Below are 26,623 nucleotides of genomic sequence, written 5' to 3' on the forward strand. Positions count from 1 at the left end.
CTCCTTCTCAAATTAGTAGTTCTTGTAAAGCGTGAATTGTCCAAGTAATTTCTTCAGGCGTTGTCTGCCAACCAAAGCTAAAACGTAAGGTGCCAGTTGCTAAAGTCCCAGCTGTTTCATGGGCTAATGGTGCACAATGCAAACCTGCGCGCGTCATAATGCCATATTGTTCTGCTAGTTGCTGTGCCACCACTGTTTCTTCCTGATTCCACAGTGTGATAGAAACAACAGGGACAGTTTGTGCCACGTCCTTGGTTCCCAAAATTGTGACAGGTAACCCTGATAAACCATCTAAAAAATTCTGCATTAAGGTTCGTTCGTGCTTTTGAATCGCTGCTAAACCAATTTTATTCAACTCTTTAACAGAACTATTTAAGCTTAGAATACCTAAACTGTTTAACGTACCAGCTTCAAATTTATCTGGTAAAAAAGAGGGTTGATCAAAGGAATTAGAATGGCTACCAGTGCCGCCCGTTATCAGTGGCTTAACCGCTTCAGCCCCTCGCTCACTAAAAGCTAACCCACCAATACCTGCTAATCCATATAAGCTTTTATGTCCAGTAAAGGCTAACACATCAATGGCCATCTGGGTCATTTTTATTGGTAAAAATCCCGCCGTTTGAGCTGCATCCAAAACAGTTAGTAAGCCTTTCTGTTGAGCCCATTGAAAACATTCTTCAATGGGTAAAATGGTGCCTAAGACATTGGATGCGTGTGTCATCACCAAGGCTTTTGTATTCGTGCGCCAGGCTCGCTGAATATCTTCTACATCTAACAGGCCAGTTTTTTGACAAGCAACATACGTCACTGAAATGCCTCGTTCTTTCTCAAGCAAGTGAAGAGGTCTAGCTACTGCATGATGTTCTAACATAGTCGTAATCACATGGTCGCCAGGTTGTAAAATCCCCGCTAATGCAAGATTTAAGGAAGTTGTTGCGTTATTCGTAAACGTAATCTGAGCCGCACTGGGTGCCTGAAAAAAGTCTGCTAACAATTGACGTGTCTCTAAAAGAGGAAGCCCCTCTCTAAGCAAAGGGGCATTTCTTCCGTAATTCATGAACTGATTTTCTGCTAAATAGGCAGTCAAAGTCTCAATGGTTGCTGGAAATTTTTTATAGGAAGTCGCTGCATAATTTAAATAAACCAAGTCCTTCATACGTTTTTCCTCTCTAACTATTGGTTTCTTGAATTAATTTTTGGTACTCTTCTGGCGTGTCGATATCTTTTAAACGGCCAGGAGTCGCTATTTTCAACATCTGAACTGCTTCTGGAAAGCGTTCATAAATCATGCGTCCGCCTGTTTCACCAGTCAATGTTAATAGTTCTTGTCGAAATTGATTACCGAATAATACTGGACTACTAGGACAACCATCTTTTTGTAATGGCACTACAATTTTATTTCTCTGACATTTATCTAACACGGGTTGTAGCATTTTAGGTGTTAACAATGGTTGATCACTAGGTAAGTATAAATAGCCAGCTCCCCGAGCTTGTTCGGTTCCTAAACGAATACTGCTACTTTGCCCTTCTTGCCATTGATGATTGAGAATCACCTGAATGTTATTAGGTAAAGCAAACGCTGGCTGATTCTCAGGCGAAACAACTAAAATCCGTTCTAATACGTCTAATTGATTCACTAAGGTTAACGTGTGCTCTAAAAATGTTTTTCCTTGATATTTTAAGAACAATTTATTTTGGCCCATCCGTTGCGAATTGCCCGATGCTAGAATAATGACACTAACGAGTGACATGAGTTGTCTCCTTTTATCTTTTTTTCTTTTGATAAGGGGTATTTTCTAAAGGCAGACTTGGTCGGAGCTGACCATCCAAGGCAAAATATGCGCCTGCTAAAGCTGGTGCGGTAGGGATCGTTGCTAACTCACCTACGCCTTTAATTCCATAAGCTAAACCTTCGTGAAGATTGTCAGCATGAACCAAAATTGTTTCGATTGGTGGTACTTGAGTGGCATTCACTAATCCTAGCGTTGCATATTTTGCTTTAACATAGCCTTCTTCTAAGGCAAATTTTTCAGTTAAAGCATACCCCATGCCCATCGCAATCCCACCTTCAATTTGACCTTCAGCAGCTCGTGGATTCACCACTTGCCCCATATCATACGCAGCCACAAATTTAGCTACTTTTCCTTTGTCATCTAGAATAGCTACTTCAGCAGCATAACCATAACCAGCATGACTAACTGGACTTTTTTTATCATTGATTAATGGATCCGTTTTCGCTGAATATTCCCCATAAAATTCTTCGCCTTCCAAATCACTTAAAGCACGTCCCATATCAAGCTCATACCGTAATTGCATTGCCGCTCTTCTAGTAGCTTCTCCTGTGAAGAGTGACTGCCTCGAAGCCGTTGTTGTTCCTGAATTCGGCGTTCTTCTCGTATCAGGTGCTTCCGCAACAATCATTTCTGGTGGTAAATTTAATGTTTCACAGGCAATTTGCGTCGTAACGGTTGCCATCCCTTGACCGATACAAGCAGCACTTGTGCGGACATGTATTTTTCCTTCTTCAACAGAAATAATACAACGCCCTGTATCAGGTAGCCCCACACCCACGCCACTATTTTTAAAGAAACTAGAAATTCCAGCAACTTCCGCTTGTTCATAGACGTCTTTAACCGCTAACAAGGCTTCTTTTAACGCCGCATTTTTCGAGACCAATTGTCCATTCGGTAAAGTATCTCCTGGGGCGACGGCATTTTTAAAGCGTATTTCCCATGGTGATAGTCCGACTTTTTCTGCTAACAAGTTTAAATTACTTTCAATTGCAAAAGCCGTTTGGCAAACACCAAATCCACGAAATGCACCTGCTGGCGGATTATTAGTATATACAGCAAACCCTTCCACATCAATCGTTTGATACTTGTAGGGACCTGCCGCATGTGTACAAGCCCGTTGCAATACCGGTCCTCCTAAAGAAGCATAGGCCCCAGTATCCGCATAAATCACTGCTTTCATTGCAGTTAAATTGCCTTCTTCATCACAGCCGGTCGTAAAGTCCATTTCCATGCCATGGCGTTTAGGATGAACCATCAAACTTTCTTCACGGCTTAGCAGTACTTTTACTGGTTTCTTCAATAACCAAGCGGCTAAGGATGCATGATGCTGAACACTCATATCTTCTTTCCCACCAAAACCGCCACCAACAAGTTTTGATTGAACATGAATTTTTTCCTTGTCCAGTCCTAACATCCGAGCCACTTCCCGTTGTTCATCATAGATACTTTGACCCGCACTAAAGAGTAAAATGCCCTCACCTTCAGGCTGTGCAATCGCACACTCGGGTTCCATAAAGGCATGTTCGTTAATTGGTACGGAATAATGTTCTGTCACTACAAACGCAGAATTTGCTAATACTTCCTCTGCATTGCCACGTACCAAGTGTTCATGAGACAAGATATTGCCCTTTTCATGAATAGCTGGTGCACCTTCTGCTAAAGCAGCTTCACAAGAAGTAAGCGGTATCATTTCTTCGTAATCAACTTCCACTAAATTTTTTATCTCTGGTAAGGTTTCTTTTCTTTTTGAAACAACGAGTGCCACTGCATCCCCAACATACCGTGTTATTTCACCTTCTGGAATCATTACATCCCAATCGGAAATAAATTCTAAATGACCAATTTTATTATTTCCTGGAACGTCTTTAGCTGTGAACACAGCCACACAGTCAGGATGCGCCAATGCTTGGGTACTATCGATTGATAGAACTTTTGCGCGAGGATAGGCACTCCGCAAAGCAGATGCATGAAGCATTCCTTCTATGTCAATGTCATCTACATAAATCCCTGTTCCTAAGGTTTTCTCCACTGCATCGACCCGTTGGAAGTCTTCCCCTAATTTACCATTTGAATGTTCTTCTGGAATGCTCGTTTCTTCACAAAACATTTTAGCAGCTAACTGAATGGCTTCTATTATTTTCACATATCCTGTACAACGACAAATGTTTCCTCGTATAGCTTTCTGAATGTCTTCTTTTGTGGGTTCGGGTTTCTTGTTCAATAATCCTTGTGCCGAAATAACCATCCCAGGGATGCAATACCCGCACTGAACTGCACCCGTTTTTGCGAACGCATAGGCATAGACATCTTTTTGCCGTTGGCTTAAACCTTCGATTGTCGTGACTTCTTTACCAGCTAATTTTTCTAGAGTAAACAAACATGCTTTGGAAGCCTTTCCATTTACTAACACCGTACATGCACCGCAAGAGCCTTGGTTACAGCCATCTTTTGTTCCAGTTAGGCCCAGATCCTCCCGCAAAAAGTCCATTAATTTTTTGTTTGTTTCACAGGTTTCACTTTGACCATTTACAATAATTGAATACATTTCTTGCACCTCGATTTCTGATATAGTTTAGTGTTCAATCACCTAGATTATACCACAAATCTTCGTTCTAAAAATTATTTTTTAGCAAAAAAAGTTTTTTATTTAATTTAAAGATCCTCATTATTGATAGCGCTGTTGAATTAATTCTCCCGCAATGCTAATCGCTAACTCTTCTGGTGTTTCGGCTGCAATATCTAAGCCAATTGGCATGAAAATTCTTTCAATTTCAGTCATTGTATAACCGACCTCTTTTAACCGTCGAACTTGTGAAGCAATTTTGTGTTTGCTCCCCATCACACCAATATATTTGGCTGGTGTTTCCAATAACTGTTTGGCAACGATGAAATCAAAATTGTGTCCTCTGGTAATTACTATACCATAATCGTCCGCCGTTATTTCAATAAACGCAGCTAAATTTTCTAAAGGAATAACTCGTAGTTCCTCAGCTTGTGGAAAAGCTTGTGCCGTCAAAAATTCTGGACGATCGTCCACTACAACGCAATAAAACGATAAATAGTTTAAAATAGGTACCAATGCGCGTGCGACATGACCACTTCCAAAAATATACACTTTCCCTACTTGGAGGATCGCTTCTGTTAAAAAAGTTGTTTCCTCTTTTTGTACACAATGGATACCTTTAGGTAGCAAACTTAATTCCCCCTCCCAAGAAGTGGAACCAATCAATTCACCTGTTTCACTATAAAAGGATACTTTTCCTAAATTGTTTTGATCTAGTTCAGTCATTAACCAACCTTGTTGATTATTTTGAAAATGCGTTTCTATGGACTCACACAACTCTTTTAAAAATGGCGTTTCCCATGAAAGATAATGGAAAAAAATCGTGACACTTCCGCCACAGACCATGCCTAAATCAGCAATATTATTCGGTGCTAAAATAAATTGACGTTGTGCATTTTCTTTCTCAATAAGTAGCTTTTTTGCCACTTGTTCAGCCTGAAATTCAACCGCGCCACCACCAACAGTTCCGGCTATTCTACCTTCGGCGGAAACCAGCATTCTAGCCCCTTGACTTCGTGGTGTGGATCCTGAACTTGTACCAATCGTTAATAACATCGTGTCTTGCTTTTCCAATATTGCCTGTTTCAAACGCTGAAATACTTCTCTCATTTCAGTTCCTCCGATACTACATCCTGTTCTTTAAAGATTTCTTCAAAGCATGCGTCTACCTGTTGATACACTTTTTTCTCAAATAAAAGATATTGATCAATCAATTCTTTTCCTTGGTCCGTAACAATTGACCCGCCACCATTACAACCACCAACACTTTTGATAATTAATGGAAAAGATAGCTCTTCTTCAGCTACCCGCACAATCCGCCATGCCTTATTATAAGACATTTTCATCTCTTTTGCCGCTAAGTTTAGTGAACCAGTTTGCTGAATTTTTTGTAAAACTTCGACAACGCCAGGACCAAAAAAGTTCCGATCTGTTTTTAATTTTAAGTTTAGGGAATACGTAAACATCTTCTCCTCCTTTATTCGTTCATTTTTTTATAGATAACGTAAGGGAAAAAGGATACGAAAGCTTACTCACTTTCGTATCAAAAAAAGCAATCTTCACTCAAGTGCTACGCGCTTTTTTGGTTTTAAAATGACATTTAAAAGGACTGCTACCAAAGTGGTTAAGATAACTTCCGAATTACCGAAAATCGTTGTTACCCAAGTTGGAAAACCAGCTAAGCTTCCAGTAGACAATGTGACACCAATTCCAAATGCTAGAGCTGTTCCGACAACCCCAGTATTTCGAGGAGTCATTTCCTGCGAAGCAATCATCCGAATACCTGTCATAGAAATAGAAGCAAAAACTGAAATCGTTGCACCACCAATTACCGCGTAAGGAATCGTAGTTAATAACGCAGCTACTTTCGGAACAAAACCAGCAATTAATAATATAACTGAAGCGAAAACCAGAACATATTTATTAATCACTTTTGTTACCGTAACCAGACCAACATTTTGCCCAAAAGTTGCCACTGGGATTGATCCAAATAAACTGCCAATAAAGTTAGTGAAACCACTCCCCATAATTCCGCCAGATAATTCTTCATCCGTTGCATCCCGATCCATTGCCCCAACCGTTGTTGCTGTAAATTGACCGATGGCTTGAACAGCATCAACAATAAACATCACCACAAGCGTAAAGATTGGTACCAATTGAAAATCCAGTCCAAAGTGAAACGGGGTAATTACCTGAACGATTTTAGCATTTTGAACTGGCTCAAAACTAACCATCCCTAAAGCTAAAGAAATCAAATAGCCAATAACCATTCCGTTTAAAATTGCTGATAACTTCAAAAATCCTTTTGCAAAATAATTGAAGTAAAAGACAATCGCAAAGGTTAATAATGCAACTAACCAATTCCGGGCTGAACCAAAATCAGCACTACCAGCTCCTCCTGCCATATACTTAATCGCAACAGGAAACAGGGATAGGCCAATACTTAAAATAACCGTTCCTGTTACTAAAGGCGGAAACAACACACGGATTTTTTTAATGAACAAACCAACAATAATAACAAGAATACTGCCAACTAATTGGGAACCAAAAATTGCTGCAATTCCAAAATCAGCTCCGATGGCCATCAAAATCGGTACATACGCAAAACTTGCCCCCATCATAACTGGTAACCGTGAACCCACTTTTCCAAAAATAGGGAAAAGTTGAATTAACGTTGCAACTGCTGAAAAAATCAATGATGTTTGAATCAAAATAGTCGTATCACTAGGACTTAATTGGCAAACTTTGGCAATCATAATTCCCGGTGTGACAATCCCTACTACTGCTGCGACAACGTGTTGCAATCCCATCGGAATTGCTTCAGAAATTGATAGTTTCGCATCATATTCAAATAATGCTTGCTCTTTTTTTTCATTCATAGGATCGTTTCCTTCTTCTTTTTATTCTAAAAGGATTGTTCCCCTTAATCAATAAAGAATGCAATCCTTTTTCCCTCAGAAACATCTTAAAAATTATCCTTTGACAGCAACTGCTTCAATTTCAAATAAACCATCTTTTGGCAACTTGGCTACTTCTACACAAGAACGTGCAGGCAAAACTTCTGAAAAGTAATTCCCATAGATTTCGTTAATTTTGCTAAAATCAGACATATGTTGTAAAAACACCGTTGTTTTCACAACATTATCATAGGTCATCTCGACCTCTTTTAAAATCGAACCTAAATTGATAAAAGCTTGTTTTGCTTGTTCTTCCACTGTAGCCTTCATTTCACCCGATTGCGGATCTAATCCTAGTTGTCCAGAAATGTACAACGTATTTCCCGCTAAGACAGAATGTGAATAAGGCCCTACAGCAGCTGGTGCCTGTGCAGAATTAATCATTTTGTTTGTCATCGTTTTCCTCCATTCTATGATTCTTTATTTTCAATTAAAGTCCCTGTTTTTCCAGATAATCCTTCTTTGGCTTTTTCTAATAACGTAATCAATGTTTTTCGACCTGGCTTAGATTCAGCAAACTTAATCGCTGCTTCAACTTTTGGTAACATTGAACCTGGAGCAAACTGACCTTCTTGCGCATATTGTTTCATTTTTTCTGTTGAAACATTCCCTAAGGCTTCTTGATTTTCTTTACCAAAATTAATACAAACTTTTTCAACTGCTGTTAAAATCACGAGCAGATCAGCATCCACTTGTTCAGCCAGTCGTTCACTACAAAAATCTTTGTCGATGACTGCATTGACACCTTTTAGTCGGTTCCCTTCTTGAATGACTGGGATGCCACCACCGCCGCCAGCAATGACTGTTTGGCCAGCATCAACCAATGTTTGAATCGTGAGAAGTTCGACAATATTTTTTGGTTTAGGAGAAGCGACGACTTGGCGATAACCACGGCCAGCATCTTCCATCACTTGTATATTTTTTTCTTTGACTAATTGTTCTGCTTCTTCTTTTGTCATGAAGCGGCCAATTGGTTTCGTTGGTTTTTTGAACGCCGGATCATTTTCATCCACGACCACTTGAGTGACTATGGTGGTGACGGCTTTACTTATATTTCGCTGACGCAACTCTTCTTGTAGCGCATTCTCTAAATCATAGCCAATGTAACTTTGACTCATGGCTACGCACATGGATAACGGAACAACTGGATATTGTGGATTATTAAAGGAAAATTCTTCCATAGCTAATTGAATCATCCCCACTTGAGGACCATTGCCATGAGATAAAATAACTTCATATCCTGCTTCAATCAAATCTGCAATCGCTTTGGAGGTCTGTTTTACGGCAGTCATCTGCTCCGTCAAATTATTTCCTAAAGCATTGCCACCTAAAGCTACTACGACGCGTTTGCCCATTGCTTCACCTCATTTTCTGTTTTATAAAAAGGACGATGCTTTTTCTTTTTCACAACGAGTTTTCGTATTAACTGTCTGTTGTCGTTGCATGAAGTCAACGCACATGACTAAGCGTTCTTGACTCGAGACAATCACACATTCATGAATAGACTTGGGAAGGTCTTATTTGTTCATGTTGAAGAGGCAACTTCTAATGATTCATTGTGTAAAGAAAAAGCATCTGTCTTCATGCCAAATTCATTATTTTACTTCTCTTGGTGTCGCTTTATCCGCTAAGTCTGTTAAGGTTTTTTGCGGATTTTTTACTTTACTTAAGAAAATCATAGCCGCAATAACATACGGTTTGTAGCTAGCTTCTTTGTAAAGTTCGACCCGATAACGATCGAAAACAGAAGCTTCCACTTCACCTTCTTCACAACTTACACCAGTAATATCAGCTGGTAGACAATGCATATACAAAGCTTTGCCGTCTTTCGTTGTTTTCATCAATTCTTCTGTACATTCCCAATCTTTGTGCTTTTTATTTTGAGAAAGTAATTCTTGTTCTAATTGATCAATTCCTGCTTGGTCACCATTGCCATATAATTCAGTTCGCTTTTCCATTGCCGCAAAAGGTGCCCAGCTTTTCGGATAAACAACATCCGCATCTTTGAATGCTTCTGCCATACTATTCGTTTTAGTAAAGTTTCCACCAAATTCTGCCGCATTTTTCTTCGCAACTTCTTCTACTTCTGGCATAATTTCATAACCTTCTGGATGTGCTAAGACGACATCCATTCCTAAACGGGTCATTAGACCAACAATTCCTTGAGGAACAGATAATGGTTTTCCATAAGATGGTGAATACGCCCAAGTCATGGCAACTTTTTTCCCTTTCAGGTTTTCAATGCCACCAAATTCATGAATTAAATGCAACGCATCCGCCATTGCTTGCGTCGGATGGTCAATATCACATTGTAAATTCACTAACGTTGGGCGTTGTTCTAATACCCCATCTTTATATCCTTCTTGGACAGATTCTGATACTTCGTGCATGTAAGCATTGCCTTTACCAATGTACATGTCATCACGAATACCAATGATATCAGCCATAAAAGAAATCATGTTTGCTGTCTCACGAACAGTTTCTCCGTGAGAAATTTGACTTTTTCCTTCGTCTAAATCTTGAACTTCTAAGCCCAAAAGATTACACGCTGAAGCGAAACTAAAACGTGTTCTTGTAGAGTTGTCTCGGAATAAAGAAATCCCCAAGCCACTATCAAAGATTTTAGTTGAAATATTATTTTCTCTTAAATAGCGTAATGTATCGGCAACTGTGAAAACAGCTTCTAATTCATCTCTTGTTTTTTCCCAAGTTAGGAAAAAGTCATTTTCGTACATTTTTTCAAATTCTAATTTATCTAATTTCTCAATATATTCTTTAAACGTTTCCATTCCATCTGCTCCTTTTTTCTTGTCTAATAATCCTTTACTTAACCACAATAGACCGTTGGTAATGCCGCATAAACGGCTGCACAACGAACCAAATCATCTTTCCAAGTTTTTTCATTTGGTGCATGTGCTTGTGCTTCCGCCCCTGGCCCGAAACCAATACAAGGAATGCCATTACGTCCCATAATTGAAACGCCATTTGTTGAGAAGGTCCACTTATCTAACAATGGGCGCTCTTCACGCATTTCCACTGTTTCTACAGAGCCTTTCCGTGTTTCTCCATAGAGATTTTTATGCGTTTCCATCAAGGCTTTTGTTACATCATGATTTTCTGGAATTACCCATGTTGGGAAATAACATTCAATTTCATAAGTTAAATCAGTATAAGAAGGACGATCATAGTTGTACATTGAAACCGTCACATCATCTCCATATTTTTTAACAGCTGGTAAATTGCGAATTTCTTCCAAACAACTTTCCCAAGTTTCTCCAGCAGTCATTCGACGGTCTAGTGAAACGGTACAGCCATCCGCAACAGCACACCGACTTGGTGAAGAATGGAAAATTTGCGAAACAGTCACCGTACCACGACCTAAGAAACGGGCTTCTTGCCACTCTGGATTGTACTTAGGATCTAACATACGAACTAAACCACGAATCGCTGTGCTTTCTGTATCTCCATTGTTGTTTAAGGCACGAACATCTTGTAAGATATCCGCCATTTTGTAAATGGCATTATCTCCACGTTCTGGTGCTGAGCCATGACACGAAACGCCTTTGACATCAACTTTAATTTCCATTCGGCCTCGTTGACCACGATAAATCCCCCCATCTGTTGGCTCTGTTGAAACAACAAATTCTGGACGGATACCGTCTTCTTTGATAATGTACTGCCAGCATAAGCCGTCACAGTCTTCTTCTTGGACAGTAACTGTTACTAAAGCAGTGTATTTTTCTGATAATAGACCTAAATCTTTCATGATTTTAGCGCCATAAATAGCCGAAACAATCCCGCCCTCTTGGTCAGACGTACCGCGACCACCGATCTCAGTTTCTGTTTCATAGCCATCGTAAGGATCAAATTTCCAGTTACTCATTTCACCAATTCCGACAGTATCCATGTGCCCATCAAAAGCAATTAATTTTTCACCAGACCCCATATAACCAAGTAAATTTCCTTGAGGATCAATGTCAATTTTATCGAAACCTAATTTTTCCATTTCGGCTTTTGCTCGCGCAATTTTGTTGCCTTCTTCTGCACTTTCTCCTGGAATTTTGACAAGGTCTCTTAAAAATTTGACCATATCTTCTCTGTAACCTTCTGCTGCTGCATTTACTGCATTAAAATCCATTCCTTTTACCTCCATAAAATTTTTTTATAATTGTCTGGATCAGTGTCCCCTTCGGTAGAAAACATTAAAACGTTTGACGTCTCATCCAGTTGCAATGCCTCACGTAATTCTTGATAGTCGGGATCTTGCATCACTGTAGCTACTAAGCCCATTGCTACTGCCCCAGATTCGCCTGATACAACTTGCGGATCCCCTTTTAATGGCGCGCCCAACATACGCATTCCCTTTTCAGAAACCCAATCTGGTGCTGAAACAAAGAAGGATGTATGATTTTTTAGAATATCAAAAGAAATCGTATTAGGTTCTCCACATGCTAAGCCAGCCATAATTGTCTGTAAATCACCATCGACAAAGCGAATTTCTCCGTCTTTTTTAATTGCTGATTGATATAAACAGTCAGCCGCCTGTGCCTCAACTACGACCATAATCGGTGGGTTTTCTGGAAAAGCATTAGCAAAATAACCAATCACCGCCCCAGCTAAACTGCCGACACCAGCTTGAACAAAAACATGACTAGGTCGTTCAGAGCCAAACTTTCTTAATTGTTGAGAGGCTTCTAACGCCATCGTTCCGTATCCTTGCATAATCCAAGTCGGAATTTTTTCATATCCGTCCCAAGCGGTGTCTTGAACCATGACACCGTTTTCAGTTTCTTCGGCCATTTTATTAGCCATTCGTACACATTCATCGTAATTAACTTCTTCAATTGTGACGGTTGCGCCTTCTTTTTCAATATTTTCTTTTCTCGTCTGTGTTGAACCCTTCGGCATGAGTACAACTGATTTTTGGCCTAATTTATTCGCAGCCCAAGCGACTCCTCGTCCATGGTTACCATCAGTTGCTGTAAAAAACGTAGCTTGTCCAAAAGCTGATCGTAATTGATCAGAAGTTAATTCATCATATGTTAGTTCCGAAACATCTTTCTTTAATTTTTCGGCAATATAGTTAGCCATGGCAAACGAACCACCTAAGACTTTAAAAGCATTTAAACCAAAGCGATAAGATTCATCTTTAACAAAGAAATCATTTAACCCCAGATAAGCGGCCATATGATTCAATTCTGCTAATGGTGTTTCTGAATACTGTGGAAAACTTTTGTGAAAAGCCAAAGCTTTCTCAATTTTTTCTTTAGACATCAGAGGTAAGTACTTATCCTCCGTCTTCGGCATTTCATTTGCTGTCCATTTAATTTTTTCCAAAAATACTTCTCCTCCTTCTATTTTTAAGTTGCTTTACGAAAAACAAATTTTCCTTGATTTGCCAAGATGACTTGCCCAGCTTCAGCAACTTTTTGACCTCTTAAATAAACCATTCGAGCCTGTCCTTGTGTTTCAAATCCTTCATACGGCGTATAGTCGACATTTTGTAACTGCGTTCTCGCAGCAATCACGCCGGTTGTTCTAGGATCCCAAACAACTAAATCGGCATCACTGCCTTCTTGCACCACACCTTTTTGTGGATACATCGAGAATTGTTTAGCAATATTTTCAGAAAGCAAAGCAACCATTTTTTCCAAGGTGATTCGGCCCTTCGCCACACCTTCCGTGTAAATTAATTCTGGTCTCGTTTCAACACCTGGCATCCCATTGGGAATTTTACTAAAATCATCTTTGCCAACTGTTTTTTGTCCGTGAAAATTAAAGCTGCAGTGATCTGTCGATATTGTATTGATTGCCCCCTCTTTAATCCCTTGCCACAAAGCCTGTTGATCCTCTCGTTTGCGTAGTGGCGGTGAGCAGACATATTTTGCTGCTTCAAAATTAGTCGCATCGTACAAGTGATCATCTAGTAAAAGATATTGAGGGCAAGTTTCTACATAAACTGATTGTCCTCTTTGACGAGCCCGTTCCACCGCTTCTAATGATCGTTTTGTGCTTAAATGCACAATGTTAACCGACAAATCAGCCATTTCCGCTATCATCAAATATCTTGCTACCGCTTCTGCTTCAACAGCCGCCGGTCTTGATAACGGATGATAGTGCGGGGTTAGCTTTCCTTGAGAAACATATGATTGGATTAATTCATCTACTAAATCACCATTTTCACAATGAACGCCTAACATTCCATTAACTTTTTTTATTTCCTTCATCGCTTCAAAAATTTCCGCATCTGTGGTCCGCAAATTATCATAAGCCATATACATTTTGAAGGAAGTAATACCTGCAGCAATCATTTCCTGAATTTCAGCAGCTATCGTTGGTTTCCATTCAATCATGGACATATGGTAAGTATAATCACATGAACTCTTGCCTTCAGCCAATTGATTCCAAGTAGCTAAACAGTCTTTCAATGAGCCGCCTTTATTAGGTGTAGCCATATCAATAACCGTAGTCGTACCTTTGGCCACCGCCGCTTGGCTTCCAGTGGTAAAGTTATCCGCCGTACTTAACGAACCTTTGCCATTATTTAATTCCAGATGCGTATGCGCATCAATAAAGCCTGGTAATACATAACACCCCGTAACATCCTCAATCTGAGAATTTTCTACTGGTAAATTTGCCCCCATCTCTACAATTTGCTCGCCGTCAATTCGAATATCCAATTGACGACGATTATATGCAGATACGACGGTTCCACCTTTGAGCAGAATAGACATTTATTTATCCCCCAGTCGTAAATTTCCTTTTATGCTTGCATACAATAAGCATATTCTTCAATCATAGTTACCATTAATGCGATTAAATCTTCTGGTACATCTAATCCTTGATCCGTTAATTGAATTGTTGACACCGTTCCCCATAAACGCAGTAAACAAATTTTATCCACAGGATTTTGAACATAGAAACCTGAATTAGTACTGTCATAAAAATCAGCTTCACTGTTAAATAAGGTAAATTTGTCTTTGTAAGGGGCACTTGCATAAGGGCAAAATGTTTCACAGTTGCCACATTCGTTACACATCCGATCAACATGAACAATTTGTGGTTTTCCTTCGACGTACACAACAATATTTGCTCGGTTTGGACAGACATCCATACAAGATTCACAAATTGTGGAGCATTCTAAGCAACGACTAGCTTGACTACAAGACATTTCGTCTGTCACAAGGATACCCCGTTTGTTTCTAACAAATGCGACATCACTATTTAAATTATCTTTTTCATAGTGATGATTGTGGACAAGACAAATATTATTGGCCGCTTTGGTTGCATCAGCGATTGCTTCAACAATTGTGGCTGGTCCTAAATTAGCGTCACCAATGACATAGACGCCTGGTATATTTGTTTCCAATGTTTCTTGATTTGAAACGACTTTCCCATAGTTGTCTGTGTGAATGCCTAATGCTTGGTAAAATTCTGTATCTACTTTTTCACCAACAGCGGCAATCACTGTATCAGCAGGAATATCAATTATTTCTCCTGTACCAATTGGACGACGGCGTCCAGAAGCATCTCGTTCACCTAGGACCATTTTTTCACAAGTTAATTGTTGATTTTCATGTTTAATTGGCGAAAGTAATTCTAAAAAGTCAACGCCATCTTCTAAGGCTAAATAAAGTTCTTCTTCATCTGCTGGCATATTGCGTTTATTCCGACGATAAACCACTGAGACTTTTTTAACACCAGGTAATGTTGTGGCTGCACGAGCACAGTCCATAGCTGTATTTCCGCCACCAACGACGACAATCTGTTCTCCGTAAGGATTAATCGTTGGATTTTCTCGGTTTGCTTTTAAAAATTCTAACGAGTTCAATGCCCGACCAGATTCTAAACGAAGGACCCCATGTTTCCATGCACCAATGGCATAAATAACATTCGTATAGCCTTGGTTTTTCAATTCCGCCAATGATGGCGCCTCTTGTCCTGTAAGGAATTCAGCTCCCATAAATTCCGCTAACTGAACGTCTTTTTGAACAGATTCCATAGAAATTCGAAATTCTGGTACAATCTGGCTACAAACGCCCCCAATTGTCTTGGATTTTTCAAACACAGTAACAGGCATGCCTTCACGTGCTAATAAATACCCAGCAGAGATCCCTGCAGGACCTCCACCCACAACAGCTGTTTTAGGTGCATTTTCTTTTGGCTGTGGCTTTTCTAGTGTCGTCAATAATTCATCATAAGCATGTTCAGCTGCTTCTAACTTCACTTCCCGAATATGAATAGATTCTTCATAAAATTGACGTGTACATTTAGTCATACAAGGATGTGCACAAATGGTTCCAGTAATAAAAGGCAATGGATTTTTATCGACAATTACTTGCAAGGCCTTTAAATAATTACCTTCACTGACATAACGAAGGTAAGCAGGAATATCCTGATTGATTGGACAACCACCGTCACTTCGACAAGGAGCAATATAACAATCTGTTAACGGAACTGTTTTTCTTAGTTTGGTACTTTCTGGTAATTTAATTGATTTTTGGTAACGTGCTTGTGTTTTAGCTTTCTCAACAACTTGGGCTAATTTATCCAAGTTGACATGAACCATCTGAGGATATTCTGCTGTGCCCAATACATTAGCAACTTGATTCATTCGTTGATAGCCACCAGGTTTCAACAGCGTCGTTGCCATAGTGATTGGCCAAATACCAGCATCAAATATTTCTTTACTATTGAAAATATCTGCACCGCCAGAATAAGAAATTTGTAGTTTCCCATCAAATGCTTCTGATAATTTTTGTGCCAATGAAATACTAAGAGGAAATAGCGAACGTCCTGACATGTACATTTCATCACCAGGTAATTCATTTGCTGCAATCGTTACCGGGAAAGTGTTCGTAATTTTAACTCCGAAGCTTAGATTTTTACTATTGGCTAATAATTGCAGACGTTGTAACATCGGTACTGCTTCTTCAAATTGTAAATCTTCTTTAAAATGGTGATCGTCAAAAACCATATAATCAAACCCTAGCTCATCCATCGTTTGACGCGCATATTCATAACCTAACATGGTTGGATTACATTTAATAAAGGAATGGAGCCCTTTTTCACTTAATAAATAGGCCGCAATTCGTTCAATTTCATCTGATGGACAGCCGTGTAAAGTCGACAGCGTAATAGAATGACAGACTTTAGGACTAATTGCTTCGATATATAAGTCATCTACTTTTTTAAAATAAGATAGATATTTTTTGGCAGCTGCTTGGCATTCCGCCCAAATCGGCGTTCCTTCTGCGTTCTGCATTTCGTTAATATAACGATCAATTTTTGGCGATTGAATCCCTGCCAAATCATAGCCAACACTCATGTTAAAAATGAAACCATTCGGGTCACCTAGCTCGAACTCTTTACTCAGTAACTTCAAAACGAACCATGCTTTGACGTATTCATCATAAGCTTGGGGAACACGCAGTTCTGTGGACCACTCAACGTTGTAACATTCATCCGCTGCTGCGATACATGGTTTACTCACTGGTAAATCTTCTCCATCCAGTATCTGGACTGTCTTAACTTCAAAAAAACGAGAACCTGTTAAATAGGCCGCAATAATATTTTGTGCTAATTGTGTATGAGGACCTGCTGCTGGACCACAAGGGGTTTCCATTTTTTCTCCAAATAACGAAATCGTTTTTGTAGGATCCGCATGATAAAATTTACGAATGCCAAAAATTGTGCCATCTTGTTGATACTCACTAAAAATCCAATTTAATAAAGCCTCAATTGAGATGGGATGCATAATATCACTCATTAACGTCACTCCTTTTATTTATAATGAAAGCTATTGATTTACTCGTTTCCAGAAAGATTGTGCTTGCGTTTGCGCATCATGCCAAACTTTCTCTTCATCAATTCCTTGAACTTCACGATTACGCATCCGAATTTCTCCATTAATCACCGTGTCAGTGACCATCCCACCATTCATGCCGAATAAAATGTGCATGTTATAATTCTCTTTTGTCATTGGTGTCGGGCCATGATAATCAACAATAATGACGTCTGCTGCTGCATTAGGTTCTAAAACGCCTAGCTTTGTTTTAAAATAGCGATTAGCCATTTGCGGATTATTATCAAACAGCATTGTGGGAATTTCTGCCCAAGCCGCATTTGGATCAGCTAAATGATGTTTGTGGATAACATTTCCTACCTTATAGGATTCCGTCACATCATTCGTATAACCATCTGTGCCAAGACCCATCAAAATACCATACTCATTAAACATGCGCATCGCAGGTGGGCAACCGACCGCATTCCCCATATTCGACTCTGGATTCGTGACCACCATTGTGTCTGTATCTCTTAGTAATTCCATCTCATGAGGTCCAATATGGATGCAGTGGCCTGCCATTGTCTGTTTTCCTAAAATCCCTAAATCAAATAATCGGTTCACAATCGGCTTCCCATATTTTTTCAAAGAATCATGAACATCGGCTAAATCCTCTGCAATATGAATATGATAACCAATCCCATCTGGCGTATTGGCTGCACATAATTCTAAAGAAGCATCTGATAAAGTAAATGCTGCATGCATCCCCATCATCGCTTTTTGCATATCATCATTTCTTAAGGAACTGGCTTTAATAAAGGCGGCATTTTCTTGAACTGCTTCCCGCATTTTCTGCTCACCATCGCGATCAGAAACTTCATAACAAAGGCAGGTCCGAATCCCTAACTCGTCCGCTGCATTAGATAATTGGGTTAAACTCCCTGTAATTTCTCCGTAACTAGCATGATGATCAAAGACAGTTGTAACGCCGTTGCGAATACTATCTAAATAAGCAACCTTACCACTTTGATAAGTGTCTTCTAATGTCAAGGCACGATCAATTCGCCACCATTGATCTACCAAAATATCCATGAAATTTTTAGGATGATAATTCGTTAAACTTAACCCACGTGCAAAGGTACTATAAATATGATTGTGCATGTTAATAAAGCCTGGCATAATCACTCCACCTTTAGCATCAATAAATGTCGCTTCTGGATAAGCTTGCTTTAAATCTTCTGTTGTTCCGACTTGTTTCACAACTTGACCATCAATCGCCACACACCCATTTTCAAAAAAATGATTCTGCGCATCCCGAGTGATTAAACGCCCATTTCCAATTAATAACATGTATTCTCCTCCTATTTTCCAACCTATTCCCCACATTTAGCAAACGCTTACAAATCAATCGCTCAATCATTCACGAATATAGCTTGTCTATCTTTTCTAATCTATATTTCTACGAAAAGTATTTGAAGCGCTTGCATTTTTTTACTAACGAACTCATTAACTTGATTAAAGTATATCACCTTACCTTAAAAAAAACAATGCTACCTAAAAAATATTTTTTAGAATTTTAACAGCCGTTATCTTGTATTATTATTTTTATCATGCTATCATTATTTTTCAGAACAGGTAGTACGCGACATTAAAGGATTTAGCCCTGCCTATTCCATTTAAAAATATTATGTTAAATTTGACACAATCTTATAAAAACTGTTTGTGCCAGGCACATTAGAAAGGAGCTTATTTATGTTATCCGACGAAAAACTTACTTTTTTAACACAAATTGCTAAAGGTTTAGCTGGTCAATTTGGGGAAAACTGCGAAGTCGTTATCCACCAAATCAATGAAGACAATATTAACAACTCTATTGTTTCCATCGAAAATGGTCATGTCTCTTCTCGTCATCTGGGCGATGGACCTTCTCAAGTAGTCTTAGAAGCCTTAAAAAAAGACCCTAGTGAGTTGAATGATCATATTAACTATCTGACCCGCACCCATGATGGTCGTATTTTAAAATCTAGTACAATGTATTTTAAAGATGAGAATGGTCAACTCGATGGTATTTTTGCTATTAACTACGACATCACTACATTGATTGCTGCAGAGTCAAACTTAAAATCTTTGATTTCCACTGCAGAACCTGAAGAAGATAAAGACCCTGATTACATTCCTCAGGATGTTAATGAGTTGTTAGACGATTTAATTCACGAATCAGTCAAATTAGTTGGCAAGCCGGTCCCATTAATGACGAAGGACGATAAAATCAAGTGTATTCAATTTTTAAACAATAAAGGCGCCTTCTTAGTCACTAAATCTGGAGACAAAGTTTCTAACTTCTTCAATATTTCTAAATATACGCTATACAGTTATATTGATGCGAAATAAAAATGGAAATCGATGGACGATTTGTTGTTAAGACAAGTCGTCTATTCTCTTTTTTCCTTCACTATTCTACTTTTTCTAAAAGACTTTTTAAATAATAGTAAGAAAAAGTAAAAGGAATTAATTTTTTATTTTAGTTATGGTATGATAGATTGAGTTTAATTTAAAATAACGAAAAATTAAAGATATAGAAATTGGGGGACAACAAATGGGGATTCGAAGTCATTTAGCAATTGCTGCAGGAAAAACTTCGCAATGGGTTTTACAAACATTTTTTAAAGGCGGCAGTAGCTACCCAGGGAAATTAGCCCTAAAAATCGATCCTAAAATTTTAGATACATTGGCAAAAGACTATGAAATTGTCGTAGTCACTGGAACGAACGGCAAAACATTGACAACTGCTTTAACTGTTAACATTTTACGCCAAGAATTTGATGAGGTATTAACAAATCCAACGGGTGCTAACATGGAGCAAGGAATTGTCTCTACTTTTTTAAATGCCAAGGCGAAAAAAGGACAAAAGAAATTTGCGGTGTTAGAAATTGATGAAGCAAGTTTAAGCCGTGTCACTAAATATATTCAACCAAAATTATTTGTTTTTACGAATATTTTCCGCGACCAAATGGATCGCTATGGTGAAATTTATACGACGTATCGCTTAATTATGGAAGGCGCCGCTGCTGCTCCTGAAGCAACTATTTTGTGCAATGGTGATTCGCCAATTTTTAATTCAAAAGAAACTGTAAATCCTCGCAAATACTATGGATTTAATCATTTACCACCGAAAGAGCAATTGGCTCATTACAATACAGATGGGGTTTTATGTCCAAAATGTAATCATATTCTTCATTATAAAATGATTACGTATGCTAATTTAGGTGATTACTATTGCCCAAATTGTGGCTTCAAACGCCCTGAATTGGATGTGCAGTTAACGGAAATGGTCCGGATGGATAACACATCTGCTGATTTTGTGATTGATGGCGAAGAATACGGCATTGCTGTTGGTGGGATGTATAATGTTTATAATGCGCTAGCGGCCACAGCGGTAGCAGAATATTATCAGGTGGCACCAGATAAAATCCGAGCAGGCTTAGCTTATGATGAAAAAGTTTTTGGGCGTCAAGAAACCATTAAAGTTGGCGATAAAGAATGTACGTTAGTTTTAGTAAAAAATCCCGTTGGTTTAAATCAGGTCATTGATATGATGGGCTTAGCCCCTTACTCTTTCTCGCTGGTTTCATTATTAAATGCTAATTATGCAGATGGAATTGATGTCAGTTGGATTTGGGATGGTAATCATGAAGCCTTTGCTGATATGGACATTCCAAAAGTAATTGCTGGCGGTGATCGCCATGAAGATATGGCCTTGCGTTTAAAAGTTGCGGGTATTCCTGAAGAAAAATTACTAGAAATTCCTGATTTAGAACAAGTAATTTCAGAAATTAAAACGTTGCCGACAGATCATGTCTATATTTTGGCAACCTATACTGCTGTTTTGCAATTAAGAAAATCATTAACAGCCCAAGGGTATATTCAAGGGGGAATGAATGGTGTCTAAAGAATTAGTCGTTTGTCATTTATATGGCAACTTATTAAATACTTACGGAGATAACGGAAATTTATTGATGCTTAAATATTTAACCGAAAAAATGGGCGTTACCTTCCGATCAGAAATTATCAGTATCTACGAACCGTTTGATCCCGAAAAATATGATTTAGTCTTTGTTGGTGGCGGTCAAGACTTCGAGCAATTGATCATCTCAGAAGACATTCAGAATAAAAAAGACGCTTTGACTTCTTATATTGAAAATGACGGTGTCTTGTTAGCTATCTGTGGTGGTTATCAACTTCTAGGACATTACTATGTCGGCGCACAAGGCGAAAAAATTAAAGGAATCGGTGCATTAGATCATTACACTTTGAGCCAAGACAACAATCGTTTCATTGGTGATATCGAAATTTATAATGAAGAATTCGATGAAACGTATTATGGTTTTGAGAATCATAACGGCATGACTTTTTTAGGCGAAGGTGAACGACCTTTAGGAACAGTCAAACAAGGCAAAGGCAATAACGGTCAAGATAATGGCGAAGGCGTTGTCTATAAAAATGTGTTTGGCTCCTACTTCCACGGTCCAATCTTAGCACGCAACAAAAATCTAGGGATTCGGTTAATTCGGACCGCTTTAGAGAAAAAATATGGTGAACCGATCGCTATTCCTGAAACGCTTTATAAATAAAAGAAGAATCTAGTTCCTACATATAGGACTAGATTCTTTTTCATTTCTCCGACAACTATTTACATCTTTACAAAATATAGTAAGATAAAGAGGTGCATTTAAAATCGAAAATTTCTCGGACTGGTTCGGAAACTTCCCAGAATAAAAAACTAAGTATCTCTCAATACTAACTCAAGTCATAGCTTTTTTAACAAGAGTTATCATTTGCAGTTAACGAAAAAGGAGGATTGGAAAAAATGCAAAAAGTAATTATTGATTGTGATCCTGGAATTGATGACACGCTTGCTCTCTTGTATGCACTTGCTTCACCAGAGCTAGATGTCCAAGCGATTACCGTTGTTTGCGGAAATGTCCCTGTGGAGATTGGCGTGGAAAATGTTTTTAAATGTTTGGAAAAAGTTAATCGCTTAGATATTCCTGTCTACCAAGGGGCTGCTAACCCTTTAAAACGGCCATTTGTTAGTGCACAAGATACACATGGCATGGATGGTTTAGGTGAAACATATTTCCCCAGAACTAGCAAAATCCAAGCACAAGCGCTTTCCGCTGCTGACTATTTAGCACAAACCTTTCAACAAGCTACCGATTGCTCAATCATTGCCCTTGGTCCTTTAACAAATATTGCTTTGGCTTTAAAAAAAGAACCTCTTCTGGGGCGAAATCTTCAACGTTTTGTCTCAATGGGTGGTACCTTTAAAAGCCACGGCAATTGCTCTCCTGTTGCAGAATTTAATTATTGGTGTGATCCTGATGCAGCAGCTTGGGTTTTTGAGAAATTAGGTGCAAAAATCGAGATGGTCGGCTTAGATGTCACACGAGAAATTGTTTTTACACCAACAATTCTCAACTATTGTCAACGACTCAACCCCAAAATGGGGAATTACCTCGCTGAGATTACTCAATTTTATTTTGATTTTCATTGGAAATATGAACGTATTTTAGGGTGTGTTATCAACGATCCCTTAGCGGTTGCTTATTTTATTGATCCTACGCTCTGCCAAGGCTTTTCCAGTTACGGACAAATTGTTCCTGACGGCATTGCTATGGGGCAATCAATGATCGATCAGTATCATTTCCAGCAGCAACCAGCTAATTGTCATGTCTTGACTACGGTTGATAGTCAACAGTTTTTCGTGAAGTTTCTATCCATTCTTTTAAATGTACAAATAGATGAGATCGAAAGAGATTTCAAAAATTTAAGGATGGGATAACCATGAAAAAAATAACACCACGAATCATTACAATTATCGCTTTTAGTGTTGCTTTAAATTACCTCGGCAGTACCATTGCGTTACTCCTTCGTTTACCAATTTATCTTGATAGTGCGGGAACTATTTTTACAGGTGCGTTATTAGGCCCACTCTTTGGTGCACTGACAGGTATTTTAACAAGTCTATTAACTGGATTGACAACGGATATCTTTTCTCTGTATTATTCACCTGTCCAACTCTGCACAGGAATTTTAGCAGGCTTGCTCCTTCATCAGCAGTTAAAAGTAACCAAATTACCATTTAAAACGTTGTGGTTAACGATACCAGGAACAGTGATTTCTTCCTTAATCACAGTTTGTTTATTTGGTGGAATTACTTCTGCTGGCTCCAGCATAATTGTCCAATTTTTATATGGTTTAGGCTTAAATCAGTTAGCAAGCGTCCTGTTGGTTCAATTGATAACAGATTACGGGGATCGTCTGCTATCAGTCATCATCGTCACAGCTGTTATCGCTGCCTTACCTAAACGTTCCTTTATAACAAAATAAACTGTTTTAATGCCAAAAAAAGAGGAAATCATCTGTTGATGATCCCCTCTTTTTTTAGCGACTGCCAGGTTCTGAAGCTATAATCGTTAGATCACCTTCAAAACGCCAGCTCGGAATATCTGTTGGAAAGATAAAGCTATCGCCTTTTTTCAAATCAAAAGTAGCCACATCTGCTTTTGTAGCATCTTCTGTAATCAATCGACCCACACCTTCAATAACTGTTGCTAATGTATAAGGTGCTTGTTTTTTAACTTTTAGAATCCCACTGACACGCCACTCATAAACATTAAAGAAATCTGTTTTTACATAAGTAACAATGCTTGATTGTCCTTGATTTTCTTGTTGAATAGAGAGGTCAGGATCCTTTGCCGGAACGGTTGTCACATCAATGGATTGTTGAATATGCAATTCCCGGGTCTTTCCTTGATCATCTGTTCGATCATAATCATAAACCCGATACGTAGTATCACTGCTTTGTTGCGTTTCTAAAATTAAAATACCCGAGCCGATGGCATGAATAGTGCCGCTTGGTACATAATAAAAATCGCCTTTTTTCACTGGTACTTTTCTTAAAAGATCGTCCCAACGACCTTCTTCAATCATTTCTGCAAGTTCTTCTTTTGTTTTCGCGTGATGTCCATAAATGATTTCAGCGCCAGGTTCTGCATCAATAATGTACCAACATTCAGTTTTGCCTAGCTCGCCTTCATGTTTTTGACCATATGCATCATCAGGATGAACTTGCACGGATAAATCATCTTCAGCATCTAAAATTTTCGTTAATAATGGAAAGACAGCGCCACCTGCATGGCCGAATAGCTCTTGATGGTCTGCCCACAATTCATCTAATTTTTTTCCTTTAAATTCGCCATTTAAAACAGTACTAACGCCATGTGGATGTGCACTGATTGCCCAATCTTCACCAATTTTATCGCTCGGTAAATCGAAACCAAATAGCGTGTGTAGACGATTGCCGCCCCAAATTTTTTCTTGAAAAACAGGTTGTAAAAATAATGGTTCTTGCATTGACTGTGACCTCCCAAATTGAATTCGCTCTCATTATATCACTAAAAACTAGTCATTTCATCTGAAACTGATGATTTCTCTTTTAAATAGGTTGCCAACAACTGATCTCTTTCTTCGATATAAGTATTCCGGTGGTCCTCTGGATGGACTCGATTAGATAAAAAGATAAACGCTGATTGTTTTTGCACATCAATTAGCAAAAAAGTGCCTGTATAGCCTGTATGGAATAATAATGGCTGTTGCGTAGCTACATCATATTTAAAATCCCAGCCTAGAGAACGTGGTTTATCTGCAGCTGGCACTTGGTTAACTAGTAACAAATCAATTGTCTCTTTTTTCAAGAATTGGTGATTGTGATAACTGCCTCGATTTAAATACATTCGAACAAATTTTGTTAAATCATAGACATTGCTAAACAAGCCAGCATTCCCTGCATGTTCCCGTAAAACAAATGCCTTAGGATCATGGGTTGCACCTCGAATCACCCCTCGTTGTTCATGTAATTCTGTTGGCACACAGTTTAAAGGATTCTTTGGTAGAAACGTACTTTCGTTCATCCCTAAAGGAAGCAATACTCGCTCAGATAAAATTTCTATCATTGATTGTTGGAACATTTCTTCTAACATAAAGCCTAATAAAATAGTCCCTGCATCTGTATAAACAACTTTTTTACCTATCGCTTTGCCTGCGTGAAATGAATGATTGTAGGCGTCTTTTAATTCTTGGGCATTCAGCTGATCACGATTAGGAATATAGCCTTGTAAATCTGCCGTATGTGTCAACAAATGCCGGATTGTAATATTAGAATCTTGAAAAGAGGGATAATAAGTTTGTAATGATTGATCTAGAATAATTTTTCCTTCTTCCACTAATTGCAAAATAACGGTGGTGGTGCCGACTACTTTGGTTAAAGAAGCCACATCAAACAGCATGGCCGAGGTTAATTGTTCTTTAGTGGGTTTTATTTGTGCGAGTCCCCAACAATTGCTCTCCTCTTTTTCACCTTCAATGAAACAAAAACTAGCCCCCGAAAAAACACCTTTTTTCATCATTTTTTGAATTTTCCACTTTGTTTTTTCGTACATTTTTTCACCTTCTATTTTTAATATTAAAGGAAAAGTCTAGAATAAGTTCCGAACAAAAGTAGCGTTAAACTTTTATTCCGACTTTATTCCAGACTTGCTAAAACAAGCTTATTTTGTCTGTCTAAGCGTTTATTTTAAGACAAACCACCATTCCAAGCCAATTGGATCAAACACAGTGACAATCGCTTTTTTCTGGTCAATAAAGAACTCTTGATTTTTTGCCGTTAATTGTTGCTCCATTGCTAAAATATGTTCTTGATCAGAGAGCTTAATGGTAAAGAAATCTAAACCTAAGTGTGGATCAGGTAATTGATCCACTTCACTTGTTTCAGGTTTTTGGAATCCAATAGTTGCTTTGCCATCTTCTAAAACAAATTGATCTTTTTCATTGCGTTTTAGACCCAGAACTTCCTCATAGTATGCTTTTATTTCTTTTTGATTGTTTGTTTTTAATTGCACATGCGCTAAATATGACCCAGCGGCTAACCCTTGATGCGGCTCTAAGTCCTCACTGATAAGATCTTTAAGCACAATCGGTTGCTTTTCAGAAGTCGAATTTGCTGTTGCTTCATCGTGAAAAATCTCAAATTGATTGCCTTCAAGATCAGTAATGAACATGCTTTGACGTGTGCCAATTTGGAAACTTTCATCAATTGGGTAGTCTTGTTCAAGCACTCGTTGAGCAATTTGTAAAAATTCTTTTTCCGTAGGAACTTTAATTGAAAAATAAGCCATTTGTTTTTCTTCATTATGAAAATCTTCGGCTTTTCTAGTTTCTTCTAAAATTAATAATTGCGTTCCTGCTTCACGTGTACCCCAGATAGACAGGTTATTTTCTTCTGACTTTAAAACAAAACCCATTACTTTTTTATAAAAGTCGACCATTTCGCCAACTTTTTTCGCACGAATGGCAATTGTTTTTAATGTCGCAGCTTTTTCTAATTGAAATTCAGTCATTTTTTCTGTTACCTCCATTTTCTTCTCTCCCATTTTATACATCTCTTGCTATTTCATCAAGTAATATC

Annotated in this window: 22 protein-coding genes and 1 riboswitch; of the genes, 5 read left to right on the forward strand and 17 right to left on the reverse strand. The window is 38.5% G+C overall.

Annotated features, from left to right (window positions below; all coding sequences use genetic code 11):
• Window positions 1-7: 7 nt before the first annotated feature.
• The 14 genes from sclA to ssnA all read right to left on the reverse strand — a co-directional run bounded on the left by sclA (window position 8) and on the right by ssnA (window position 18,447).
• A complete protein-coding gene (gene sclA / locus IGK27_RS09800) occupies window positions 8-1,156 on the reverse strand; it encodes a selenocysteine lyase SclA (protein WP_002378591.1) in 1,149 nt (382 codons plus the stop codon).
• A gap of 13 nt (window positions 1,157-1,169) precedes the next feature.
• A complete protein-coding gene (gene mocA / locus IGK27_RS09805) occupies window positions 1,170-1,751 on the reverse strand; it encodes a molybdenum cofactor cytidylyltransferase (RefSeq protein ID WP_016626739.1) in 582 nt (193 codons plus the stop codon).
• Between the two features lie 13 nt (window positions 1,752-1,764).
• Window positions 1,765-4,338, reverse strand: a complete 2,574-nt coding sequence (gene xdh / locus IGK27_RS09810) for a selenium-dependent xanthine dehydrogenase (RefSeq protein WP_002405135.1) — start codon at window positions 4,336-4,338, stop codon at window positions 1,765-1,767.
• Between the two features lie 120 nt (window positions 4,339-4,458).
• Entirely contained in the window at window positions 4,459-5,466 is a 1,008-nt protein-coding gene (locus IGK27_RS09815) for an XdhC family protein (protein ID WP_033626684.1), read from the reverse strand.
• Window positions 5,463-5,822 carry a winged helix-turn-helix domain-containing protein gene (locus tag IGK27_RS09820; RefSeq protein ID WP_033626683.1) on the reverse strand — a complete coding sequence of 120 codons (360 nt, stop codon included), beginning with the start codon at window positions 5,820-5,822 and terminating at the stop codon, window positions 5,463-5,465. The genes IGK27_RS09815 and IGK27_RS09820 overlap by 4 nt, the downstream gene beginning before the upstream one ends.
• 93 nt (window positions 5,823-5,915) lie before the next feature.
• Entirely contained in the window at window positions 5,916-7,235 is a 1,320-nt protein-coding gene (locus IGK27_RS09825; RefSeq protein ID WP_002356594.1) for a nucleobase:cation symporter-2 family protein, read from the reverse strand.
• Between the two features lie 93 nt (window positions 7,236-7,328).
• Window positions 7,329-7,709 (reverse strand): RidA family protein, encoded by a 381-nt coding sequence (locus IGK27_RS09830; protein WP_002356593.1) that lies wholly within the window; start codon window positions 7,707-7,709, stop codon window positions 7,329-7,331.
• A 14-nt stretch (window positions 7,710-7,723) separates the two neighbouring features.
• Window positions 7,724-8,668 carry a carbamate kinase gene (gene arcC, locus IGK27_RS09835; RefSeq protein WP_002362589.1) on the reverse strand — a complete coding sequence of 315 codons (945 nt, stop codon included), beginning with the start codon at window positions 8,666-8,668 and terminating at the stop codon, window positions 7,724-7,726.
• 240 nt (window positions 8,669-8,908) lie between these two features.
• Window positions 8,909-10,102, reverse strand: a complete 1,194-nt coding sequence (gene ygeW, locus IGK27_RS09840) for a knotted carbamoyltransferase YgeW (protein ID WP_002359643.1) — start codon at window positions 10,100-10,102, stop codon at window positions 8,909-8,911.
• Window positions 10,103-10,140: 38 nt separating this feature from the next.
• Window positions 10,141-11,466, reverse strand: coding sequence for a YgeY family selenium metabolism-linked hydrolase (locus tag IGK27_RS09845; protein WP_002362247.1), 1,326 nt, complete (start codon window positions 11,464-11,466; stop codon window positions 10,141-10,143).
• Window positions 11,457-12,650 (reverse strand): diaminopropionate ammonia-lyase, encoded by a 1,194-nt coding sequence (gene dpaL, locus IGK27_RS09850; RefSeq protein ID WP_002356589.1) that lies wholly within the window; start codon window positions 12,648-12,650, stop codon window positions 11,457-11,459. Before dpaL ends, IGK27_RS09845 begins: the two co-directional genes overlap by 10 nt.
• Window positions 12,651-12,673: 23 nt before the next feature.
• Window positions 12,674-14,047, reverse strand: a complete 1,374-nt coding sequence (hydA, locus tag IGK27_RS09855) for a dihydropyrimidinase (protein WP_075320297.1) — start codon at window positions 14,045-14,047, stop codon at window positions 12,674-12,676.
• 29 nt (window positions 14,048-14,076) lie between these two features.
• Entirely contained in the window at window positions 14,077-17,082 is a 3,006-nt protein-coding gene (ygfK, locus tag IGK27_RS09860) for a putative selenate reductase subunit YgfK (RefSeq protein ID WP_033626573.1), read from the reverse strand.
• A gap of 30 nt (window positions 17,083-17,112) precedes the next feature.
• Complete coding sequence (ssnA, locus tag IGK27_RS09865; protein WP_002374249.1) at window positions 17,113-18,447, reverse strand: putative aminohydrolase SsnA; 1,335 nt, start codon at window positions 18,445-18,447, stop codon at window positions 17,113-17,115.
• A gap of 402 nt (window positions 18,448-18,849) precedes the next feature.
• Between ssnA and IGK27_RS09870 the strand changes: the two genes are divergently transcribed.
• From IGK27_RS09870 to IGK27_RS09890, 5 genes are all read left to right on the forward strand, one after another.
• The gene (locus IGK27_RS09870) at window positions 18,850-19,488 is read left to right on the forward strand and encodes a helix-turn-helix transcriptional regulator (RefSeq protein WP_002381503.1); all 639 of its coding nucleotides are present in this window, start codon (window positions 18,850-18,852) and stop codon (window positions 19,486-19,488) included.
• Between the two features lie 205 nt (window positions 19,489-19,693).
• Entirely contained in the window at window positions 19,694-21,046 is a 1,353-nt protein-coding gene (locus IGK27_RS09875; RefSeq protein WP_002362254.1) for a Mur ligase family protein, read from the forward strand.
• Window positions 21,036-21,728 carry a type 1 glutamine amidotransferase gene (locus IGK27_RS09880; protein ID WP_033626572.1) on the forward strand — a complete coding sequence of 231 codons (693 nt, stop codon included), beginning with the start codon at window positions 21,036-21,038 and terminating at the stop codon, window positions 21,726-21,728. Before IGK27_RS09875 ends, IGK27_RS09880 begins: the two co-directional genes overlap by 11 nt.
• A 114-nt stretch (window positions 21,729-21,842) precedes the next feature.
• Window positions 21,843-21,887, forward strand: a riboswitch (PreQ1 riboswitch).
• A 77-nt stretch (window positions 21,888-21,964) separates the two neighbouring features.
• On the forward strand, window positions 21,965-22,939 hold the full coding sequence (locus IGK27_RS09885; protein ID WP_033626571.1) for a nucleoside hydrolase: 975 nt from the start codon (window positions 21,965-21,967) through the stop codon (window positions 22,937-22,939).
• Window positions 22,940-22,941: 2 nt separating this feature from the next.
• Complete coding sequence (locus tag IGK27_RS09890) at window positions 22,942-23,487, forward strand: ECF transporter S component (protein ID WP_002359620.1); 546 nt, start codon at window positions 22,942-22,944, stop codon at window positions 23,485-23,487.
• A 54-nt stretch (window positions 23,488-23,541) separates the two neighbouring features.
• On the opposite strand, the gene manA is transcribed toward IGK27_RS09890, so the two are convergent.
• The 3 genes from manA to IGK27_RS09905 form a co-directional block, all read right to left on the reverse strand.
• The gene (gene manA, locus IGK27_RS09895) at window positions 23,542-24,513 is read right to left on the reverse strand and encodes a mannose-6-phosphate isomerase, class I (RefSeq protein ID WP_002359619.1); all 972 of its coding nucleotides are present in this window, start codon (window positions 24,511-24,513) and stop codon (window positions 23,542-23,544) included.
• 41 nt (window positions 24,514-24,554) lie between these two features.
• Entirely contained in the window at window positions 24,555-25,598 is a 1,044-nt protein-coding gene (locus IGK27_RS09900; protein WP_033626570.1) for a serine hydrolase domain-containing protein, read from the reverse strand.
• Window positions 25,599-25,727: 129 nt separating this feature from the next.
• On the reverse strand, window positions 25,728-26,597 hold the full coding sequence (locus IGK27_RS09905; RefSeq protein WP_002359617.1) for a VOC family protein: 870 nt from the start codon (window positions 26,595-26,597) through the stop codon (window positions 25,728-25,730).
• Window positions 26,598-26,623: the final 26 nt, after the last annotated feature.

The organism is Enterococcus sp. DIV0236 (genome assembly GCF_050558525.1).
GTDB lineage: Bacteria > Bacillota > Bacilli > Lactobacillales > Enterococcaceae > Enterococcus > Enterococcus faecalis.

Bases quoted from the DNA above. Each gene is read 5' to 3' on its own strand.
- ygfK (WP_033626573.1), bottom strand. From the start codon at position 17,082: ATGAGTGATATTATGCATCCCATCTCAATTGAGGCTTTATTAAATTGG.
- IGK27_RS09880 (WP_033626572.1), top strand. From the start codon at position 21,036: ATGGTGTCTAAAGAATTAGTCGTTTGTCATTTATATGGCAACTTATTA.
- IGK27_RS09830 (WP_002356593.1), bottom strand. From the start codon at position 7,709: ATGACAAACAAAATGATTAATTCTGCACAGGCACCAGCTGCTGTAGGG.
- arcC (WP_002362589.1), bottom strand. From the start codon at position 8,668: ATGGGCAAACGCGTCGTAGTAGCTTTAGGTGGCAATGCTTTAGGAAAT.
- ygeW (WP_002359643.1), bottom strand. From the start codon at position 10,102: ATGGAAACGTTTAAAGAATATATTGAGAAATTAGATAAATTAGAATTT.
- IGK27_RS09875 (WP_002362254.1), top strand. From the start codon at position 19,694: ATGGGGATTCGAAGTCATTTAGCAATTGCTGCAGGAAAAACTTCGCAA.
- IGK27_RS09885 (WP_033626571.1), top strand. From the start codon at position 21,965: ATGCAAAAAGTAATTATTGATTGTGATCCTGGAATTGATGACACGCTT.
- ssnA (WP_002374249.1), bottom strand. From the start codon at position 18,447: ATGTTATTAATTGGAAATGGGCGTTTAATCACTCGGGATGCGCAGAAT.
- IGK27_RS09870 (WP_002381503.1), top strand. From the start codon at position 18,850: ATGTTATCCGACGAAAAACTTACTTTTTTAACACAAATTGCTAAAGGT.
- IGK27_RS09890 (WP_002359620.1), top strand. From the start codon at position 22,942: ATGAAAAAAATAACACCACGAATCATTACAATTATCGCTTTTAGTGTT.
- hydA (WP_075320297.1), bottom strand. From the start codon at position 14,047: ATGTCTATTCTGCTCAAAGGTGGAACCGTCGTATCTGCATATAATCGT.
- IGK27_RS09900 (WP_033626570.1), bottom strand. From the start codon at position 25,598: ATGTACGAAAAAACAAAGTGGAAAATTCAAAAAATGATGAAAAAAGGT.
- IGK27_RS09825 (WP_002356594.1), bottom strand. From the start codon at position 7,235: ATGAATGAAAAAAAAGAGCAAGCATTATTTGAATATGATGCGAAACTA.
- mocA (WP_016626739.1), bottom strand. From the start codon at position 1,751: ATGTCACTCGTTAGTGTCATTATTCTAGCATCGGGCAATTCGCAACGG.
- manA (WP_002359619.1), bottom strand. From the start codon at position 24,513: ATGCAAGAACCATTATTTTTACAACCTGTTTTTCAAGAAAAAATTTGG.
- xdh (WP_002405135.1), bottom strand. From the start codon at position 4,338: ATGTATTCAATTATTGTAAATGGTCAAAGTGAAACCTGTGAAACAAAC.
- IGK27_RS09815 (WP_033626684.1), bottom strand. From the start codon at position 5,466: ATGAGAGAAGTATTTCAGCGTTTGAAACAGGCAATATTGGAAAAGCAA.
- IGK27_RS09820 (WP_033626683.1), bottom strand. From the start codon at position 5,822: ATGTTTACGTATTCCCTAAACTTAAAATTAAAAACAGATCGGAACTTT.
- IGK27_RS09905 (WP_002359617.1), bottom strand. From the start codon at position 26,597: ATGTATAAAATGGGAGAGAAGAAAATGGAGGTAACAGAAAAAATGACT.
- IGK27_RS09845 (WP_002362247.1), bottom strand. From the start codon at position 11,466: ATGGAGGTAAAAGGAATGGATTTTAATGCAGTAAATGCAGCAGCAGAA.
- sclA (WP_002378591.1), bottom strand. From the start codon at position 1,156: ATGAAGGACTTGGTTTATTTAAATTATGCAGCGACTTCCTATAAAAAA.